At 38.2% G+C, this 18,766-nt stretch carries 19 protein-coding genes; 13 read left to right on the top strand and 6 right to left on the bottom strand.

Going from position 1 to position 18,766, the window contains the following annotated elements:
* The first annotated feature begins 43 nt into the window (after positions 1 to 43).
* A complete protein-coding gene (locus tag MHH37_RS16135; protein WP_342573780.1) occupies positions 44 to 544 on the top strand; it encodes a GNAT family N-acetyltransferase in 501 nt (166 codons plus the stop codon).
* A gap of 48 nt (positions 545 to 592) precedes the next feature.
* Here MHH37_RS16135 and MHH37_RS16130 read toward each other — a convergent pair whose 3' ends face one another.
* The 3 genes from MHH37_RS16130 to MHH37_RS16120 all read right to left on the bottom strand — a co-directional run bounded on the left by MHH37_RS16130 (position 593) and on the right by MHH37_RS16120 (position 4,565).
* Complete coding sequence (locus MHH37_RS16130) at positions 593 to 2,314, bottom strand: iron ABC transporter permease (RefSeq protein WP_342573779.1); 1,722 nt, start codon at positions 2,312 to 2,314, stop codon at positions 593 to 595.
* A 15-nt stretch (positions 2,315 to 2,329) separates the two neighbouring features.
* On the bottom strand, positions 2,330 to 3,400 hold the full coding sequence (locus MHH37_RS16125; protein ID WP_087618400.1) for an ABC transporter ATP-binding protein: 1,071 nt from the start codon (positions 3,398 to 3,400) through the stop codon (positions 2,330 to 2,332).
* A gap of 73 nt (positions 3,401 to 3,473) precedes the next feature.
* Positions 3,474 to 4,565 (bottom strand): extracellular solute-binding protein, encoded by a 1,092-nt coding sequence (locus tag MHH37_RS16120; protein ID WP_342573778.1) that lies wholly within the window; start codon positions 4,563 to 4,565, stop codon positions 3,474 to 3,476.
* Positions 4,566 to 4,919: 354 nt separating this feature from the next.
* Between MHH37_RS16120 and MHH37_RS16115 the strand changes: the two genes are divergently transcribed.
* From MHH37_RS16115 to MHH37_RS16105, 3 genes are all read left to right on the top strand, one after another.
* A complete protein-coding gene (locus tag MHH37_RS16115) occupies positions 4,920 to 5,321 on the top strand; it encodes a pyridoxamine 5'-phosphate oxidase family protein (protein WP_008406016.1) in 402 nt (133 codons plus the stop codon).
* Positions 5,322 to 5,334: 13 nt separating this feature from the next.
* A complete protein-coding gene (locus MHH37_RS16110) occupies positions 5,335 to 5,739 on the top strand; it encodes a pyridoxamine 5'-phosphate oxidase family protein (protein WP_014823008.1) in 405 nt (134 codons plus the stop codon).
* A 306-nt stretch (positions 5,740 to 6,045) separates the two neighbouring features.
* On the top strand, positions 6,046 to 6,546 hold the full coding sequence (locus MHH37_RS16105; protein WP_342573777.1) for a hypothetical protein: 501 nt from the start codon (positions 6,046 to 6,048) through the stop codon (positions 6,544 to 6,546).
* A gap of 63 nt (positions 6,547 to 6,609) precedes the next feature.
* Here MHH37_RS16105 and MHH37_RS16100 read toward each other — a convergent pair whose 3' ends face one another.
* Positions 6,610 to 7,110, bottom strand: a complete 501-nt coding sequence (locus MHH37_RS16100) for a hypothetical protein (RefSeq protein ID WP_342573776.1) — start codon at positions 7,108 to 7,110, stop codon at positions 6,610 to 6,612.
* A gap of 261 nt (positions 7,111 to 7,371) precedes the next feature.
* Here MHH37_RS16100 and MHH37_RS16095 point away from each other — a divergent pair, with 261 nt between their 5' ends.
* The 4 genes from MHH37_RS16095 (at position 7,372) to MHH37_RS16080 (ending at position 10,918) form a co-directional block, all read left to right on the top strand.
* Positions 7,372 to 7,845 carry a Fe-S oxidoreductase gene (locus tag MHH37_RS16095; RefSeq protein WP_008406007.1) on the top strand — a complete coding sequence of 158 codons (474 nt, stop codon included), beginning with the start codon at positions 7,372 to 7,374 and terminating at the stop codon, positions 7,843 to 7,845.
* Positions 7,846 to 8,123: 278 nt separating this feature from the next.
* Positions 8,124 to 9,452, top strand: a complete 1,329-nt coding sequence (locus tag MHH37_RS16090; RefSeq protein WP_008406006.1) for a hemolysin family protein — start codon at positions 8,124 to 8,126, stop codon at positions 9,450 to 9,452.
* A 56-nt stretch (positions 9,453 to 9,508) separates the two neighbouring features.
* Complete coding sequence (locus MHH37_RS16085; RefSeq protein WP_342573775.1) at positions 9,509 to 10,576, top strand: hemolysin family protein; 1,068 nt, start codon at positions 9,509 to 9,511, stop codon at positions 10,574 to 10,576.
* A gap of 183 nt (positions 10,577 to 10,759) precedes the next feature.
* Complete coding sequence (locus MHH37_RS16080; protein WP_008406002.1) at positions 10,760 to 10,918, top strand: hypothetical protein; 159 nt, start codon at positions 10,760 to 10,762, stop codon at positions 10,916 to 10,918.
* A gap of 42 nt (positions 10,919 to 10,960) precedes the next feature.
* Here the strand turns inward: MHH37_RS16080 and MHH37_RS16075 are convergent, their stop codons facing one another.
* A complete protein-coding gene (locus tag MHH37_RS16075) occupies positions 10,961 to 11,161 on the bottom strand; it encodes a hypothetical protein (RefSeq protein ID WP_008405995.1) in 201 nt (66 codons plus the stop codon).
* A 171-nt stretch (positions 11,162 to 11,332) separates the two neighbouring features.
* On the opposite strand from MHH37_RS16075, the gene MHH37_RS16070 reads away from it, so the two are divergent.
* Together MHH37_RS16070 and sstT are read left to right on the top strand one after the other, a co-directional pair.
* Positions 11,333 to 12,271 (top strand): bile acid:sodium symporter family protein, encoded by a 939-nt coding sequence (locus tag MHH37_RS16070; protein ID WP_342573774.1) that lies wholly within the window; start codon positions 11,333 to 11,335, stop codon positions 12,269 to 12,271.
* Positions 12,272 to 12,485: 214 nt separating this feature from the next.
* Positions 12,486 to 13,697, top strand: a complete 1,212-nt coding sequence (gene sstT / locus MHH37_RS16065; protein ID WP_342573773.1) for a serine/threonine transporter SstT — start codon at positions 12,486 to 12,488, stop codon at positions 13,695 to 13,697.
* Between the two features lie 56 nt (positions 13,698 to 13,753).
* Here sstT and MHH37_RS16060 read toward each other — a convergent pair whose 3' ends face one another.
* On the bottom strand, positions 13,754 to 14,680 hold the full coding sequence (locus tag MHH37_RS16060; protein ID WP_342573772.1) for a DUF4003 family protein: 927 nt from the start codon (positions 14,678 to 14,680) through the stop codon (positions 13,754 to 13,756).
* A gap of 176 nt (positions 14,681 to 14,856) precedes the next feature.
* Here MHH37_RS16060 and MHH37_RS16055 point away from each other — a divergent pair, with 176 nt between their 5' ends.
* The 3 genes from MHH37_RS16055 to MHH37_RS16045 all read left to right on the top strand — a co-directional run bounded on the left by MHH37_RS16055 (position 14,857) and on the right by MHH37_RS16045 (position 18,627).
* Positions 14,857 to 16,071, top strand: a complete 1,215-nt coding sequence (locus tag MHH37_RS16055) for a carboxylate--amine ligase (protein WP_342573771.1) — start codon at positions 14,857 to 14,859, stop codon at positions 16,069 to 16,071.
* Between the two features lie 107 nt (positions 16,072 to 16,178).
* A complete protein-coding gene (locus MHH37_RS16050; RefSeq protein WP_008405990.1) occupies positions 16,179 to 16,616 on the top strand; it encodes an SACOL1771 family peroxiredoxin in 438 nt (145 codons plus the stop codon).
* Between the two features lie 13 nt (positions 16,617 to 16,629).
* Complete coding sequence (locus MHH37_RS16045) at positions 16,630 to 18,627, top strand: AarF/UbiB family protein (RefSeq protein WP_342573770.1); 1,998 nt, start codon at positions 16,630 to 16,632, stop codon at positions 18,625 to 18,627.
* Positions 18,628 to 18,766: the final 139 nt, after the last annotated feature.

The following is an 18,766-nucleotide window of genomic DNA, read 5'->3' as shown; positions in this document are numbered from 1 at the left end:
AACGGGGTATATAATAAGGGACGTAAATTTAAGAGGTGAAAAGATGAATATTAGAATATTAGGTTATAAAGATGCGGAACAATATCATAAAGTCAGATTGCATGGACTTTTAAATTACCCCACATTTTTTAGCACGTCTTATGAACATGAGAATAATTATACGGTTCCGGAAATTGAACAACGTCTTCGCCCCCAAGCAGATAAATTTACACTAGGGGCATTTGAAGGGAACCAACTGTTGGGAATTGCAACGTTTAAACGGGAAACAAGCGCAAAATTAAATCATAAAGGCCTTCTTGTGGGAATGTATGTTATGCCAGAAGCAAGAGAGAATGGCGTAGCGCGTGCCATGATAGAGGAGTTGCTGCGTCTATTAAGAGAAAACGAGGGTCTTGAACAGCTGCATCTAACAGTGGAATCAACGAATGAACGGGCAATTGGACTTTATGAATCTTTAGGGTTTAAGCAATATGCACTGGAACGACGTGCATTGAAAGTTGACGGAAACTATTATGATGAAGTTTGGATGTTTAAAGAGCTATAGTTATAAAGAAAAAAGTAAAAGCAGTTTTTATGCTTTTACTTTTTTTTGCTATATTGCGCTTCCTGCAGAGCCTTTCGATAATCGTTCTGAGATAATTAGTACAATCAGGATTAAAATAATCTGCAGCACACCATACGCACATGCCGTACCAAACTTGAAGGCATACAACTTTTGGAAAATTGCAACCGACAATGGAATCGTTGACGTATTATAAATTAAAATCGATGCGACGAATTCCCCTATACTTTGGACAAAAGCCAACAATGTCCCGGCAAGAACGCCTGATAAAGTAAGCGGGATAACAATTCTTCTGAATGTGTACCACCACGATGCCCCTAAACTCCGGGAAGCTTCTTCTACAGACTGGTCCAGCTGCATGAGGGAAGCGGATGTTGACCTGAAGACAAGCGGCAAATGCCGGATAAAATACGCAAGCGGTAAAATCCAGAATGAACCGATCAATACTTGGTTGAATGTAAATACACTTTCTGTAGAGAAGGCTGCGATTAAGTTGACGGCTACAACTGTACCTGGCAATGCCCAAGGAATCGTAATTAAAATATCGAGCGCTGTTTTCCCCTTGAAACTAAGTCTGACCATGGCATATGCTGCAGCAACACCGAATATAATATTGCCGACTGTTGCGATGAAGCCCATCTGCAGCGAGTTCCAAATTGGACGCCATGTCCGCTCATCAGTAAAGAGCGCTTTGTAATGGTCGAGTGTATATTCCGTTGGTAAAATTTGAATTGTCCAAGCACCATCTTTAGAAAACGAAATTAAAATCAGCACCAAAATCGGCAGGATTAAAATTAATGTACCGATGAATGACAGTGTGACCGCTAAATATTTTAAAGGCTTCGAGCTCACTTCAGAGCGGTGAACACTTATGCCTTTACTTAAATTTTGATAATTACGTCGGTTTTGGTACCAACGCATAATAAGTAAAAAGGTGATAGATACGAACGATAAAATGGTTGACTGTGTTGCCGCCATATCCAGATTGCCGTTTGTCCGTGATAAGTAAATTTGCATTGTCATCGTACGTTCAACCCCGAACATGAGCGGCGCGGTATAGGATGCCATCGACACCATGAAAACGAGCAGGGAAGATGCGATTAAAGAAGGGGTAAGCATCGGCAAAATAATCTTCCGCCAAACACGGATCCGGCTTGCGCCCAGGCTTGTTGCGGCTTCTTCCAGAGAAGGATCAAGCCCTTTAATTGCGGCAGAAGCAGTTAAATAAAAATACGTATACATCGTAAACGTATGAACAACAATAACACCCCAAATCCCTTTCAATGCAAACGGTACATCTTCCAATTGAAACATCTGCTGAAATAAGCGCGGGAAAATGCCGCTTTCGCCATATAAAAATGTAAAGGATAACACACCGACTAACGGGGGCAATGCCATCGGGACAAGTACTAAAATGGAGAGCAGTCTGCGTCCCGGGAAATCATAGCGCTCCAGTAAAAAGGCCATCATTACCCCGACAACGGCACAGCATATAACACTAATAATCGATATATAAAAGCTGTTCCAAAGTGCCTCTAAATTGGCTGTACTTTCTAAACTGAAAAACTTCTGATAGTTTGCTAGCCGATTGTCGCCTGCAAAACTTTGAATAAATGTTGAGTAAAATGGATAAATGACATAGGCAAATAAAATTAAAAATAGCGGGGAGATGAGAATATAGACAAAATAGCGTGATTGTGTAAGACGAGACCACCAACTCGCTTCGTATGTGTCAACGGGTTTTTTGCTCATTGTGTGCCTCCTCTCTTATTCTCCTAGAAAATATATATTTTGTTTAGGGATATGTAATTCAATCATATCGCCAGCTTGCAGTATTGCAGTACCTCGACTGATTATCATTGCTTTTAATGTTGTATCATTCCATTTAATAAAGTAATTTACGCTGACTCCAGTAAATTCAATCAGCTCAACGATACCTGTAACGGTGTTTTCACCAGGTCCACTTTCAAATGCTTCAGGACGGATTGATATAAAAATTTCATCTCCGTTCGATACTTGAAGTCCAGGTGCTAAGTTTTCCGTCAACCCCTGTAATACCAATCCATTGTCATTAGTAACAGTAATAATATTGTCCTCAATCGATTGAACTTTCATTGTAAGCAAGTTTGTTTCTCCGATAAAAGTAGCGACGAAGCGGTTGTTTGGGCGGTGGTAAATTTCCTGTGGTGTACCGATTTGTTTAACGACACCATGCTCCATTACCATAATCCGATCCGACATTGCCATTGCTTCAGTCTGGTCATGGGTAACGTAGATTGTCGTCACACCCAGCTCTGACTGAATTCGTTTAATTTCAATGCGTGTTTCTTCACGCAGCTTTGCATCCAAATTGGATAATGGCTCATCCAGCAGCAAGATATCAGGTTCAATAACAAGTGCTCTTGCCAAAGCAACACGCTGCTGTTGTCCACCTGATAATTCATTGATTTTACGTGTGCCATATGGTCCTAAATGAACGAGCTCGCGTATCCGGTCAACCTTTTCTTTAATTGTTTTTTTATCATATTTCCGGATTTCCAGACCGAATGCGATATTTTCATTGACGGTCATATGCGGGAAGAGTGCATAGTTTTGAAACACCATTCCGATATTACGTTTATTAGGCTGCAATGTTGTGACATCCTGATTGTCAAAGTAAATCTTTCCTTTAGAAGGGTAGTAAAATCCTGCAATCATCCGTAATGTAGTTGTTTTGCCACAGCCACTAGGACCTAAAAATGTAAAAAACTCACCCGATTTTATATCCAGCTCTAAATCTTTGACACTTACGACATCACCGAATTTTTTTGAAACGTCGTTAATATGAACAGCTTTCATCCAATCCAACTCCCTTCACACCGACAAATTATGAAAAGAAAGACCTCTTAATTCAGAGGTCAGTCTATAAATACTATTTACCTTTACCTTTAATGTTTGTATCCCAATATTCCATCCATTCCGCTTCTTTATCGGCCATAACTTGCCAATCGATATCCAAAGATTTCAAATCCAGCTCTTTATACCAGTCCGGCATAGCATCCGCTGCAATATCAGTACGTGTTGGAATTTGGTAATACTCTTTTGAAAGCTCAATCATTGTCTCTTGATCGAACAGGAATTCCATAAATAATTTCGCATTTTCTTCGTTTTTCGCATTGTTTACAATACCGACTGCATCGACTAATATCGGTGCACCACTTTCCGGATAAATAAAGTCAAACGTGTAATCCGTTGTATGTTTTTTCAGTAAAATATCCTGCAAGTTCCATAAAGAGATCGAACCTTCTTGACGTGCCAGTTTTAAATACAATGCATTAGGATCCTGCGTATATTCTTTCGTATTCGCATCCAGTTGCTTCAACCATTCATAGCCTTTTGACGGATCATCAGCACCTTGACGGAAAATCATAGAAGAATAAATTGTACGCATCGTTCCTGAAGCAAGGACACCGCGAATTAATATCTCATCTTTCCACTTCGGATCAAGTAAATCGTCCCAATCCTGTGGTCCTTCTTCTGGTGACATGACATCACTATTAATCATAATGACTTCAGGTAACAGCATTTCACCGATCCATCGATTTTGTTCATCTTTATGAAGAGGGTCTATAGCATCGATAAATGAAGGATCCCATTGTAAAAGTAAATCTTCATTTGCGGCAACCATCATCGCCGATTGTGTACCACCCCACCAAAAATCCCCTTGTGGATTGGCTTTTTCACCTCGCACACGCTCTAAAATTTGCTGAGCACCCATTGTCATATATTCAACTTCGATATTCGGGTAACGCTGATTAAATTTTTCAATAACACCCTGTACCATGTTCTCATCACGCCCTGTGTAAATGACGAGCTTGCCGGAAGCATTTTCTTCTGTTGTACCTTCTGTCGTGCCGCTATCGCCTTGCGTTGACTCATTTGTCGTCTCTTCGGCGTCGCTACACGCAGCCAAAACTAATAAAAGAGTTGTGAGAATAAGAGAAAGCCAAGTAAATCTTTTCATCCAATGTCCTCCTTACATATAGTTTTTCTTTATTATGCAGAATAAAGGATATCTATTCCAATTTCATTTTATCTACAAATTTTTTAATATTCAAACAAATATCCCTATATCTTATAATTTTTTACAGATTAGTAATTAATATAAATGAGTTTTTTACGTGGTCATTTTTAAAACGAGGAAATGCGAGAGGACTATAAGCTGCGTTGAATATGAAGAAAGTTGTTTTATTTAAATTTATTAGGGGAATTATAAAAGCATCAGCACATCAGCAATTTTACAAAATGGCTTCTATCAAGTTGGACGTGCTTCGCATCTCACGAATAATGGAACTTATTTTACCGGAGGAGTGAAAATATGAGTAATAAAGAAATTGCATTACAAATTTTAAATGAAAACAGTATTGGCGTTATGGCCACAAATAATAACGGTGTGCCTAATTCGCGCTACATGACATTTCACTATGTTGAATCAAAACTGTATACCGTGGCAAAGGAAGATTCCGATGTCGTCCGTGAAATTAAGGAATATGGCGGTACCCATATTTTATTAGGCTATGAAAGCGATGGCATACTTGAAACATTTTTAGAAATCGAAGGCAATGCAGCGACAACATTAAATGATGTTGTGAAGCAGCAGCTGCTTGAAAAATATTCAGAGCATGCGGACGGAAACTTTGTGCTCATTCAAGTTACGCCGACAAGAATGAGAATTATGAATAAAAACGGAAAAAACCAGGAAGAAATTCAACTATACTAAGGGAGGCATCGTAATGGAAACATTAAAGGAAAAAGTACTTTCAATTATTAAAGACCATAAAATTGGGACAATGGCTACATTAAACGGACGTCACCCTTATGTTCGTTACATGACATTTACTAATGAAGACTTCACACTATATGCGACAACAACAGAGGATTCCCAAAAAGTGTACGATTTAAATGAAAATCCCTACACTCATATTTTACTGGGCTATACAAAGGAAGATCTTGATGCCCCATATTTAGAAATTACAGCAAAACTAAGCGAAGTAAAAGATGATACTTTAAAGCTGAAAATTACAAACTTCTTTAAAGACGTTTTTACTTCAGAAGACGGGGATATGGTGACACTTCAATTCGATCCAATCACAATCAAATTAATGAATGATGGCGAACCACAGGAACTGAAGCTGTAACGTCTTAATTTATTTAATCGGTTAGCGAAGCAATGGCATATATCGTTGTCATTGCTTTTTCTGTTGTAAAAAGAATAAAAAATTTAGCAACCTAGTAAACATTTTAATTGATTTTTGGTATAATATTTAACCGTGAGCAGAAATGGGGTAAAGATTTTTACTCTTATGCATAGTGTCAGATCTTTCTACACAAACCTCTGCATCTAAATTTTAACTTTATAGAATGGGTATTCAAGAACTCGTGAAATAAAGGGATTGTCTGGCATAAAAATGCTGTGCAAAATAAAAAAAATGGAGATGACAAGGATGTACAAAGAAAATCGGTTACCGCAAAATGCAAAAGAGGGGATCTTGTTTTTACTTATTATTTCGTTAATTTCAGTCAATACGATTGCCCCACTCATTATGGGATTTGAGCGAGGTTTTACTAAGGAAGTCTATTTTAGTACGTTAAAAATTTTACCGATTATGTGGATTATCGTCGTATTGCTTGTACGTTTAGTAGCGGGTCCTCTAGTAGGTAAAATTATGCCTAAATTTGTTGGTCAAACAGATGGTTTCAATGCGCGTGTCCTATTAAATACGCTCTTAAACGTGACGGTTTTATCGATTTGTTTAACGATTATCGGAACATGGGTAGGCACCAAAACATTTGGTTTAGAGCCTCTCAAAAACTTTTTCCATATTTGGCCACGAAATTTTGCGATCGCTTTTTGGATTGAACTATTAGTCGCACAGCCAATTGCACGCTTTGCAATGAGAAAATTACATGAAAGTCAAACTGCAAAAGAAGCAGCCCAACAATAAGTAAAAGCTCTTATGACGTAGTATGAATACTACCGCATAAGAGCTTTTGTATTTACCTTTAGCCTAGAAACATTGGAAAGTCAGGATTGAGTTACGGTTTACTGAACTGTATACCCAACCGAAACGTCCCCATCTAAAGCCTAAAATGATATTGCTCGTAACAAAAGTCGGGAAAAACCAGAAACTATTTCCGTTTCGTTGCCAAATGAACGTATTACGGTAAATACAACGTCTTATACCACTGGAACCTTGCTGTGACTGGCCAGCGGATAGTTGTTGCATTTGGGGAGTAAAAGTAGGGGGCGGACCCATTGGCATTGGGGTATTACCACCAGGATCTCCACCAGGACTGCCAGGGAAGCCGCCTGGACCACCACCTGGGAATCCCGGTGCTCCACCAGGGAATCCCGGTGCTCCACCAGGGAATCCTGGGCCACCAGGGAACCCACCTGGTCCTCCTGGGAAACCTCCCGGGCCTTGGCCGGGTGGGGCTGGGAAAAACTGTTGTTGAAATGGTTGTCCTGCAGGGCTCTCATCAAAGCGTTCAAACGGATTTTGATACAACAAGCATACCTTCTTTCTTAAGTATTCTTTGTAATGTATGTAAATGTGGATAAACGCCAATAGGAATTCGCCTAATACGAGTCAAAATACCGTAGTGATCATAATTTTCGCCCAGAAATTTAGTTTAATATGTTTTATTACATATTGGACTAAGGGAAAGTGTTAACGAATGGACAATCATTTAAAGTAAGGTAGAAGATTTGAAAATTGTTTGAAAGTGAACTAAAATTCACTATGAAGATGTAAAAGAGAAGGGAATTTATGATGAAAAAATATTTATTCGCTATAATCTTATTGTTGTTGGCAGGTTGTAGTAATGGAGAAAATACAGAAGTTAAATTTACCGAAAAACAGGCAGTACCATTTGAAATTATTAAGTATGATGAAAAAATTGCACCGATTTACGAGACGCTCGTACCGCATATTGCTTATGCAAATACGCAAGGACAGTTTGAATCCTTGCAAGCTCGCTTTGATGTAGACAATTTCACGCTTGATATGGATAAATATATGGCCGTATTTATAGTTACTTACTCGGGTAGCTGTGGTACTTCAGTCGATAATGTTTACAAACACGGTAATTACTTGGCAGTTCAATTAATCGACAATGTGGGACAAAAATGTGAAGATGAAGGCGTCCCTCATACATTCGTTCTCCAAGTGGAGAAAGACGAATATGAAAAAGTTCAATTATATAACGGCGAAATTTTAAAATCTTCAATGGATGTAGAATAAATTTATTAAAAGTTTTCAGCTTTGATTATTCAAAGTTGAAAGCTTTTTTTTATAGTTCTATATTTATTGGGCACAATTTATTGTGATTTGATAAAAAAAACTATATAATTTTTATAAACTATAACGTGATGGTTTCGAGGGCAATATTTCTTCTATAAGAATTAGTAACTTCACCATTATAGTTAGCATGTTCAATAGGATAGTTGGGTACATATCAGAAAGACCGAATTACTATTAAATTATTTTTGGAGGTGAATCCCTCACGCTGAGGGAAGTAATTGGACGTAAACACCATATTAAACATCATTTTATTAATTATTTTTTTAGGTTTAACTGGATTTTTCGTTGCAGCTGAATTTGCTGTTGTTAAAATTCGTAAATCCCGTATTGACCAATTGATTTTGGAAGGCAATAAGAAAGCAGTCATTGCAAAAAAAGTAGCAGGAGACCTAGATTATTATTTATCTGCCTGTCAGCTTGGTATTACCATTACAGCAATCGGTTTAGGAGCGTTTACGAAGCCGTATGTAAAAGAACTGCTATATCCTGTATTTGACTGGTTAAATGTTTCGGATGTTGTAGCTTCGGCTGCTTCTTATGTAATTGCACTAGCTATTGTAAGTTATTTGCACGTAGTAATTGGCGAAATGGCGCCAAAAACGTTAGCGATTCAGTTTTCCGAGAAAGTAACTTTAATGCTTGCAGGACCACTTTATTGGTTCGGTAAAATTATGTATCCGTTTATTCAGGCATTAAATGGAACATCTCGGTTATTATTACGTGCAGTTGGTGTTAAATCAGCAAGTGAAGAGCAGGCCTATTCTGAAGAAGAACTGAAAATTATTATGGCACAGAGTTTCCAGGGCGGACAAATTGATCAACAAGAACTGAAATATTTAGAAAATGTATTTGCTTTTGATGAGCGTGTTGCAAAAGATATTATGGTGCCTCGAACAGACTTAGTTACAATCGACAAAGATATGAGCGCCGAAGAGATTATCCAAATTTTAGATGAACATAACTATACACGTTATCCGATTGTTGAAAATAATGATAAAGACCGCATTATTGGTGTGATTAATGCAAACAAGCTTCTTAGCTATATCGTTTCAAATCGAACAGTACAGCTCGAGCAGTTTTTAACGAAAGTACCATTTGTTTTAGGTGTGACTAGTATCCAGGATGCACTATTAAAAATGCAAAAGGCGAAAGTGCATATGACGGTCATTATCGATGAATATGGCGGTACAGCCGGAGTATTAACGATGGAAGACGTTTTGGAAGAGCTGGTTGGAGAGATTCGGGATGAATTTGACGAGGATGAAGTAGATGATATCCGTAAGTCAGGAGAAAACGAATATACGATTAATGGTCGTGTACTGCTCGATGAACTGGAAGATCGCTTCGGTTTTGAGTTTGAGGACAGTGAAGAGATAGATACAATTGGCGGCTGGATTCAGCATACGAACATCGATTCAATAAAAAACGGTGAAGAGCTTCAAATCGGTGATGAAATTAAATTCGACGACCATATTTGGGTCATTTCGGATATGGACAATTATCAAATTAAAGAAGTTGTATTAAGACAATATAAACTTCAGCAGTAAATGATCGATACTTTATATGTCTTGGAGGTGAATCCCTCATATTTCGGGGGAATTAATTGGACAGTATTATAATGATAAATTTAATTTTAATTGCAGTATTTATTTTGTTAACAGCCTTTTTCGTTGGAGCAGAATTCTCAATTTTAAAAGTGCGTATGTCACGAATCGATCAGCTGATCGCAGAGGGCAATAAAAAAGCCGTCACGGCAAAAAAGGTAACACAGGATTTGGATTATTATTTGTCAGCCTGTCAGCTTGGAATTACGATTACAGCGTTAATTCTTGGTGCACTCGGGGAACCGACCGTAGAGAAAATGCTTGAGCCTGTTTTTGACTACTTCAGCATTCCAGCGGCGGTTGCAACAGCCCTTTCTTATGTTATTGCATTATCGGTTGTTACTTTTTTACACGTAGTACTTGGCGAATTAATGCCAAAGACATTGGCTATCCAATATGCAGAAAAAATGACACTATTATTGGCACCGCCACTTTATTGGTTCGGTAAAATTACAGGACCGATTATCTCGATATTAAACGGTTCTGCTCGTGGGCTGCTCAAAATCTTTGGTGTCAAACCGGCTGGTCACGATACAGTTTACTCGGAAGAAGAGCTTAAAATGATTGTAACGCAAAGTTATGAAGGTGGAGAAATCAACCAGACAGAGCTTGCCTATCTAGAAAATATCTTTGCTTTTGATACACGGAAATTACGGGAAGTAATGATTCCGCGCAATGAAATAATTACAATCGAAAAAACGTATACATTAGAGCAAATTCTTGCTGTTATTGACGAGTACGAATTTACGCGTTATCCGGTCATTGATCGCAGTAAAAATACAGCAGCCTTTACCGGTTTCATTAACTCGAAGGAAATGCTGACAGATATAGCTGCGGGACGGAAGAATAATTTCAGTACGTATATTCGTGAGATTCCCCGTTATAAGGAAACAGTAGCGATAAAAGACGTGTTTTTAAAAATGCAGCAATCGCGCAACCATATGGCGATTGTTACAGATGAAAAAGGTGTCACAATCGGTCTTGTAACGATGGAAGATATATTGTCAGAAATCGTTGGAGAAATTGAAGATGAAGACGATGGGGAAATTATCGTTCCCTCAACATAAAGTGAAACTCCAATCCGTGGGGGGATTTTTCATCCCCCACGGTCCGTTAATGCGGGATAAGAAAAGGTCGTAAATGATGGACATATTGTCAATTATTTGCGGCTTTTTTTAGTATTATCGAAATTTGAGCTAATAGATTATAAGGGCAAATGTCACTATAATTAAAGTAAGGAGCTGTTGAAAATGCAATGTGGTGCAAAATGCTTTTTAGTGGAAATTGAGCATAATGGCGAAAAAAAGCAAGTTCAAGTGAAAGCAAAATCATCCGTACGTGCGAGAAAAACAGTACGTATTCAATTTGAAGAAGCCGTTAACATCCTATCCGTAAAGGAAGAAAAATAAAAATGAGCAACCAACAATACGGTTGCTCATTTTTCATTTGTTTTACTTATTCTGCTTTTCCAACTTTATTTGTTTAACTAAATGTACAATTAACATAATGATTCCTACTGTACAAAATAGAAGACTGACGATAAATAATACAAGCCATGAAGTAATGCTCCAGTTAGTTGTGAAAAAGATAGAACTGATTAATAAAAGTATCCCGACAAACAAGACAAGATAGCCCTTTTTAGATAATGACAATGCAATAACCTCCTTAAATACCTATCATAAAAATACCATAATGTTTGCAGATTTATCTATTTAAACGGTTGCTTTACTAAATTGAAGGTTGAATTTCATTCTGGTCCGGACGGAATCCGCTTATGATACAATTCGGTAAGGAGTATAAATTCAAGAAAAGAGGCATAATGCATGGTTCAATTGCTCAATCAATTTATTCAAAAGTGGATGCCGGTATTAACACCGCTCAGTTTAGTCATCGGTGTGCTGCTCGAAAAAATCGGAACACATTTTCTTTTTCTAGTCCCGGTATTATTTGCCGTGATGACTTTCATCAGCAGCTTGAATCTAAAATTTCGCGATATAAAAGTGTTTAAACAATACCCTAAAACGATTTTATTTGTCATCGCTTTTCTACATATTCTCATGCCTTTATGGGCGTTCTTTCTGGCAGAACTCATATTCGATGACCGCTTATTAACGATTGGATTTCTAATATCCGTTGCCGTGCCAACAGGAGTTACGAGCGTCATTTGGGTGACGATCAGTAAAGGAAACTTGCCTTTATCTCTCGCCATTATATTGATTGATACTCTGCTTGCTCCGATCCTTATGCCATTAATTTTGCATTTAGTTGTCGGGGAATCGATATCGTTAAATACATCAGCACTTATTTTTGATCTTATTTGGATGATTGTTTTACCGTCTATATTGGGTATCCTTGTAAACGAATGGACGAAAGGGAAGTTATTCGAACAATATGGAAAACCTTTGTCTTTAGTTTCGAAGCTCTGTTTATTCGGAATTATTATGATTAATAGTAGTGCAATTGCGCCTTATGTAAAAACGATTGACTTGGAGCTTGCGAAAGTTATTGCTGTTGTCCTGTTTTTGGCAGTTTCTGGCTATGTATTCTCCCTTGTACTTGGTCGTCTGTTTTGGAAATCAGAGTCTGATCAGGCGACATTTGTCTTTAATGGAGGAATGCGGAATATTGCGGTAGGGGTCGTTATCGCAACAACATATTTTCCGTCAAAAGTAGCGATGCCGGTCGTTTTCGGGATGTTATTCCAGCAAGTTTTAGCTTCAATATTTTATAAAATAATCCGAAAAAATTCGGGAGCCGTTTAAAGTTGCTTCTTAACATTGTACTGTGGAAAAATACAGTTGTGTTATTTAGTCGCACATTGTATTATTGGTCTATAGTAAATTATTAAATTTTGAAGTGTTATATAGAAAAGTAGCTTCAGCCGGAGAATTTTGTAGTGCATTGATCAGATCCATTCACTTAATCGTTCTCAAACATCCAGAAGCAATGTAACATCTTAGAATAGCGGGGGAAATTATGAAAAGATTGTTCGAAAAATGGAACAGCATTAACTTAGTAAACCGTATTATTATTGGTATAATTATTGGTGTTATTTTAGCACTGACGATACCGGAAGCGGTGAGTGGTATTACCATTCTAGGGACTCTATTCGTTTCAGCCTTAAAAGCAGTTGCACCGATTTTGGTGTTCGTGCTTGTTATTAATGCGATTGCTTCACATGCTGGCGGCAAAGCAACAAATATGAAGATGATTCTAGCTTTATACGGGGTTGCGACATTCGCGGCAGGATTTGTTGCCGTCATTGCAAGCTTTATTTTCCCGACAGTATTAACATTAAAAACAGAAGCACAGGATGTGGCTCCGCCTAGCGGGATACTTGAAGTGTTTGAAACATTATTATTCAATATCGTGACAAACCCGGTAAGTGCAATTATGAACGCAAATTATCTCGGCATTTTAGCTTGGGCAGTTGTTTTAGGGATTGCTTTAAAAGCTTCGAACGATTCAACTAAAGGTGTTATTGCGAATTTTTCAGATGCGATTACAAAAGTTGTGCAATGGATTATTAACTTAGCGCCATTCGGTATTTTAGGAATAGTATTTGAAGCGATTTCAACGACAGGCCTTTCAGCATTAGGGGAATATGCTCGTCTAATTCTGATCTTAGTAGGAACAATGTTCTTTGTAGCGCTCGTTGTGAATCCACTTATTGTATATGCAGTAGCACGCAGAAATCCGTATCCGCTTATTTTTACATCTATAAAAGAGAGCGGAATTACAGCCTTTTTCACACGTAGTTCAGCGGCCAATATTCCAGTCAATATGGCATTGGCAGAGAAGCTGAAATTAGATAAAGATACATATGCTGTATCGATACCTTTAGGTGCAACAATTAATATGGGCGGGGCTGCGATTACAATTTCCGTACTGACGATGGCAACTGCTCATACATTAGGTATCGAAGTTGATTTCCTGACTGCGGTCATCTTAATGGTAATGGCTGCAGTATCGGCTGCTGGTGCTTCCGGTGTTGCAGGCGGGTCGCTATTACTGATTCCGTTAGCATGTAGCCTATTTGGGATTTCAGATGATATTGCGATGCAAGTCGTGGCAATTGGTTTTATCATCGGTGTAATCCAGGATTCTTGTGAAACAGCATTGAATTCTTCGACGGATATCGTATTTACGGCAGCTGCTGAATATGCGAAAGAACGTAAACAAAATTAATAAAACTGTGCTGAATGGAGTCTCTTCCGGTTCAGCACAGTTTTTTTGTTTTTCTTTCAGTCAGCACCGCCAGCAGGAAGGTCGCCTTCATAACGACCAGAATTTGAATGCTCTGCAGCAGAGAAAATAATTGTGGAGAAATCTACATCATATGAGGGTAAGTCACCGATAGATTCAGTCGATGTGTAAATTTGAGTGGCTACTAGCAATGAGTTAAACTGGCTTCGATCCACCTTTAAAAAGCGGCAAATTTCTTCATGCATATCATGTAGTGCCGGGAATTGGTGCACTTCGAACTTCGCAAGCGAGAGCAGGGCAATCGTATTGTAATGGTACGGTGTAAGTTTTTTTTCTGTTTTTCTAATAAAAGTCGTCAGCTCTTTTAATCGGGCAAAGGTTTCATTATGAAAATCCCCTGTTCCGATTGTTAAAATGACAGCTGTATTTGTCGTGTCCTTTGTTCGTTCATATCCGATAGACACAAGCGCCTGATAATACTTTTCCACACTATTTGCCAATACTTTAGTATCTTCCACCCGCCCGGCAAGCATCGTACTCGTGGAAAGTTTTAATGGCGCATATTTTACGCTTTGTTTGTTCATTAAATCTGTAATTAACAGACCGATTCGCTCGATATGTTCTTCCGATTTTAAATAGGCAGCCGCTATATAGCTGTCTTCATGACGGCTAAACTGCTTCGTCAATAATTTATGGAGATTTATAACCTCACCGATTTTTTCAGGTTCCTTTGCATAATGAACATAATATGTATTAATAATTTGAGTATTAACGCGAGCAAAGTTGTACCATTTTGTATTGTTTTTAATTTGTTGACGCACGCTTTCATAATCCTCATAGTTAAATACAATATTGCGGACAGTCAGTTTTAGTGCAAGGTCAATATAAAAATATTTTGCATCTGCCCCAAAATATAAAACGATTTTATCAATGTTTGTGAAGAATAATTGTAATTGAGCATTCATCCCGATCACCTCTTACTTAATACGTACGTTTTAAACGAGGAGAAGTTTCATTAAAATATTCGGGAAATAATAAAAACCATTTACAAAATACAGCATAAATCGATAGAGTATTGTATGATAAATAAGTGATAAATCAAATAAGAATACCGTTGAACAGATTGAGAGGAAGTATAGTAATGACTCGACAACCATTTTTACCGATTATTGTCGGTACTGATATTAATGCATACAACATGGCGATATCTTTCCATGAAGAATATAAGATCCGTCCGATTCTAGTAGGGAAAGGTGTTTTACCTTTTACGAACTTAAGCAATATTCCACGTGCAATTGAGTATGACAAAAAACTTGGTGAACCAGACCAGTTTGCCAAAATTTTAATTAGCGTAGCGAAAAAATATGAAAAAGAAGCAGAAAAACTGATCCTAATCGGCACAAATGATTTATACGTCCGTTTAATTATTGAAAACAGCGCGATTTTAAGAGATTACTTCGTGTTCAACTATATCGACGAAACGTTAATGAATGACTTACAGATTAAATCCAATTTCTATAAACTTTGCGAACAATATGGAATCGATATTCCGACGACGGTATTTTATGATTGCAAAACAGATGGTCAATTCGAAACCGAGATGATGTATCCGGTTATTATTAAACCAAGTAACGGGATTGAGTATAGCCGTCATCCATTTGAAGGACAGGCGAAAGTTTTCAAAGTAGAAAACAAAGAAGAAGTCCAACAAGTAATCGATATGATTAAAAACAGCGGCTACCAGGAAGAGCTCATTATTCAGGATTATATTCCCGGTGACGATACAGCAATGTGGGATTCGGTTGTCTATGTCAATTCAAAAGGCGAAACACAGCTCGTATCGTTTGCACAAGTTGTCCTTCAGGAACATACGAAAACGGCGATTGGCAATTACACGGCGCTTATTTCCCGTTATAACGAAGAAGTTATGACGAAACTGCGCGGCTTTTTGGAAGCGGTCGGCTATCGTGGCTACGGAAACTTTGATTTAAAATATGATGAACGTGACGGGAAGTTTAAAGTGTTTGAAGTAAATATTCGACAAGGCCGTTCAAGTTATTATATTAATGCAATGGGTCATAATTTGGCGCGCAACTTTGTTGAAGATCTAATTTACGATATTCCGAAACCATGCTCGTATTTAAAAGGGGATGTGCTATTTTCAGTCGTGCCGAAAATTGTATTAAAAAAATTCGTTCACGATGAAGCGGTGAAAAAGGATATTCGCCGATTGATTCTGGAAAAGAAAATTGTGAATCCGTTGTTCTATAAACAGGACAAGCATTTTAAACGCAAAATCTATATGTTCATCCGTCAGGTTAACTACTATAAAAAATATAAACAAAACGTATGGTAAACATCAGCCGATTAACAGGAGCTTTCTGTTAGTCGGCTGTTTTCATTAGCTGAACATCCTAAGGGAAAAATGTTATAGTTAAAGAAAATTGAAAAGAGTGAATAGTAATGACGGTACATACTTTTACATTAACGATTGACTGGCCAGGGGGACGAAATTCGGTTGGTGACTTAAAAACCGAACGATTGCAGACGCAAATTTCGATTCCACCCGAAATGGATGGACCTGGTATTGGGACAAATCCGGATGAAATGCTGCTCGGTGCTGCAGCAACCTGTTACTTAATTACATTGGCGGCAATGCTTGAACGAAGCCAAATTGATGCAAAGCTGAATTTGAAATCAGAAGGGCTTGTTGATGTGACAAATGGTGTTTTTACTTATAAAGCGATCCATCACTATGTCGACATTGACCTGCAAAATAAAGAAGATGAACGTGCCCGTCGTATAGCGGAGCGCTATGCATATAAGGCAGAGGAAACTTGTATGATTAGTAAAGCGTTAAAAGGGAATGTAGAAGTGCATACACATTTAACTTTGACCTAAAGGGGCGATTTGAATGGATTTCATATCAGCTATACTTCAATTACTTATTGCATCCGTGCTTGTTTTCTTCATTAGCGGCCGTTTAATCGGCTCACAAATAAGTCTGATGAAAAGAATATTATCCGTGTTAATTAGTGTTTCCCTTACGACATTTGTATTTTGGTATACATATTTACGAGGATCGGATTATTATGACCAAGGAATCGTTTCGAATGTAGTCAACATTACAACACTTATCTGGCTCGGCAGTATGCTTCTGATTTCGATGCTGCTTTATCTGTTTTTTGAGCTGTTTGATTCGATAGAATTGAATGAAAATGGCACACCTGTCGGCAGACGTTCCTATTTTAAGACACTGATAACGTATTGGAAGCGTCAAAAGCGGTTACGCGAAGTTGTAGGAATCGCGGTAACGAACGGGGTAACAAGAACGATGAAATATGCCCGTGCCCGCGAAGATGAACGTGAGCTGGCAAAAGCATTACGGGACACGCTGGAACAGTGCGGCGGGGTATTTATTAAATTTGGACAAGTACTGTCAACGCGTAAAGAGCTTTTGTCTCCCATTTTTATTGAGGAACTTGAAAAGCTTCAGCAACATGTGAAACCCCTTACCGAGCAGCAAGTTGATCAAATAATTGCAGAAAATTTCAATGCAGGTACGCACCAAATCTTTTCTTATATAAGTAAAACTCCGTTAGCTTCCGCTTCAATCGGTCAAGTACATAAAGCGGTGTTAAAGGAAACGAACGAACCTGTCGTTGTGAAGTTTTTACGGCCTGATGTCAAAAATATTATGCAGGATGATTTATCGATTTTAATGGAGTTTGCCAGATGGATTTCCAGTAAATCGCAGTGGGCTGAAAACTTAGGCTTTTACGACTTGGCAAAAGGCTTCAGCATGGCGTTAAAGGAAGAAATTGATTTTATTATTGAGGCACGTAACATGGAACAGGTTGCCAAAATTGTCGAGCGTGGCAGTATCGATGTGAAAGTGCCGAAAGTATACCGGGAATGCAGTAATTCAAATGTTGTGGTGATGGAATATATTAAAGGTAAGTCGGTTACAGTAGGAAATGCATTATTTACGGATTTGGGCATTGACCGCCATCAGTTTGCACAAACATTATTGTATTCGTTTTTAGAGCAAACACTTATTTCTGGAATTTTTCATGCGGATCCACATCCGGGAAATATTTATATTGAGGAAACAACCGGGCGTGTCGCAATTCTCGATTATGGGGCTGTCGGCCGTTTAGCTGAATTGCAGCAGGAAGGGTTAAAATATTTTCTAGTCGGAATTCATCAAAATGATGCAGCACTTGTTGTTGATGGTATTGCCCAACTTGTGGAAAATGCCGAGCGAATTAATCGGCATGAAATGGAGCAGGCGATTAGCCAAATCCTGTTGAAAATTAATTATGTGTCGACAATCCCTACAGATGAACTAATGTACTCCATCTTTTCTGTAGTGCGTGAATTTGGACTCCATTTTTACCCATCCGTCAATGTGGCTTTACGGGCGATTGTTACATTGGAAGGTACATTGTCTGTTATTTGCCCAGGCTTTAGGATTTTCAGTGAAGTAAAAGACTTCTCCAATGATTATTTGAAAACAAGCTTATTGAAACCGTTCAAACATCCGGGCGAGACGAAAGACTTAATTGAAGAAGAACTTGCATTGTTATTACCGAATATACGGAAAATACCGCGTCGTCTTGATCAGCTGTTCAGGAAAGTGGAGAGCGGGAAAATCATTTTACATCATGATATTTTTTCGGATAAAGCGAATTCCATGTTTGTCACTCAGCTGTTTTCACGGTTTGTTCTGCTGATGGTTGGGATTACATTTGGGATTATATCGGTGGCATTGCTCGCAATCTCGCAATTTATTCATAATGCCTATGCAATTTATTTAAATACTGCTGCGTATTTAGGCTTGTTTTTATGTGCGATTTTGCTCGTGCGATTATCGATTCAAGCAATCCGAGATATGAAGCGAACAAAGTAGAGGCTTAAAATAATCCAAAATGCCATTTTTCTTCTTAAGGAAAATGGCATTTTTTGCTGTGCGTAAAAATTGATTTCCATTCCTGGACGCTTTCCATGGGCACGGCCTGAGCCTGTAGTCTCAGGCGTCGTGCTATTCC

This window comes from Solibacillus sp. FSL K6-1781, from assembly GCF_038630735.1.
GTDB lineage: Bacteria > Bacillota > Bacilli > Bacillales_A > Planococcaceae > Solibacillus > Solibacillus silvestris.
Note: the sequence above shows the minus strand (reverse complement) of the source record. Positions and strands in the feature narration are given on the sequence as shown.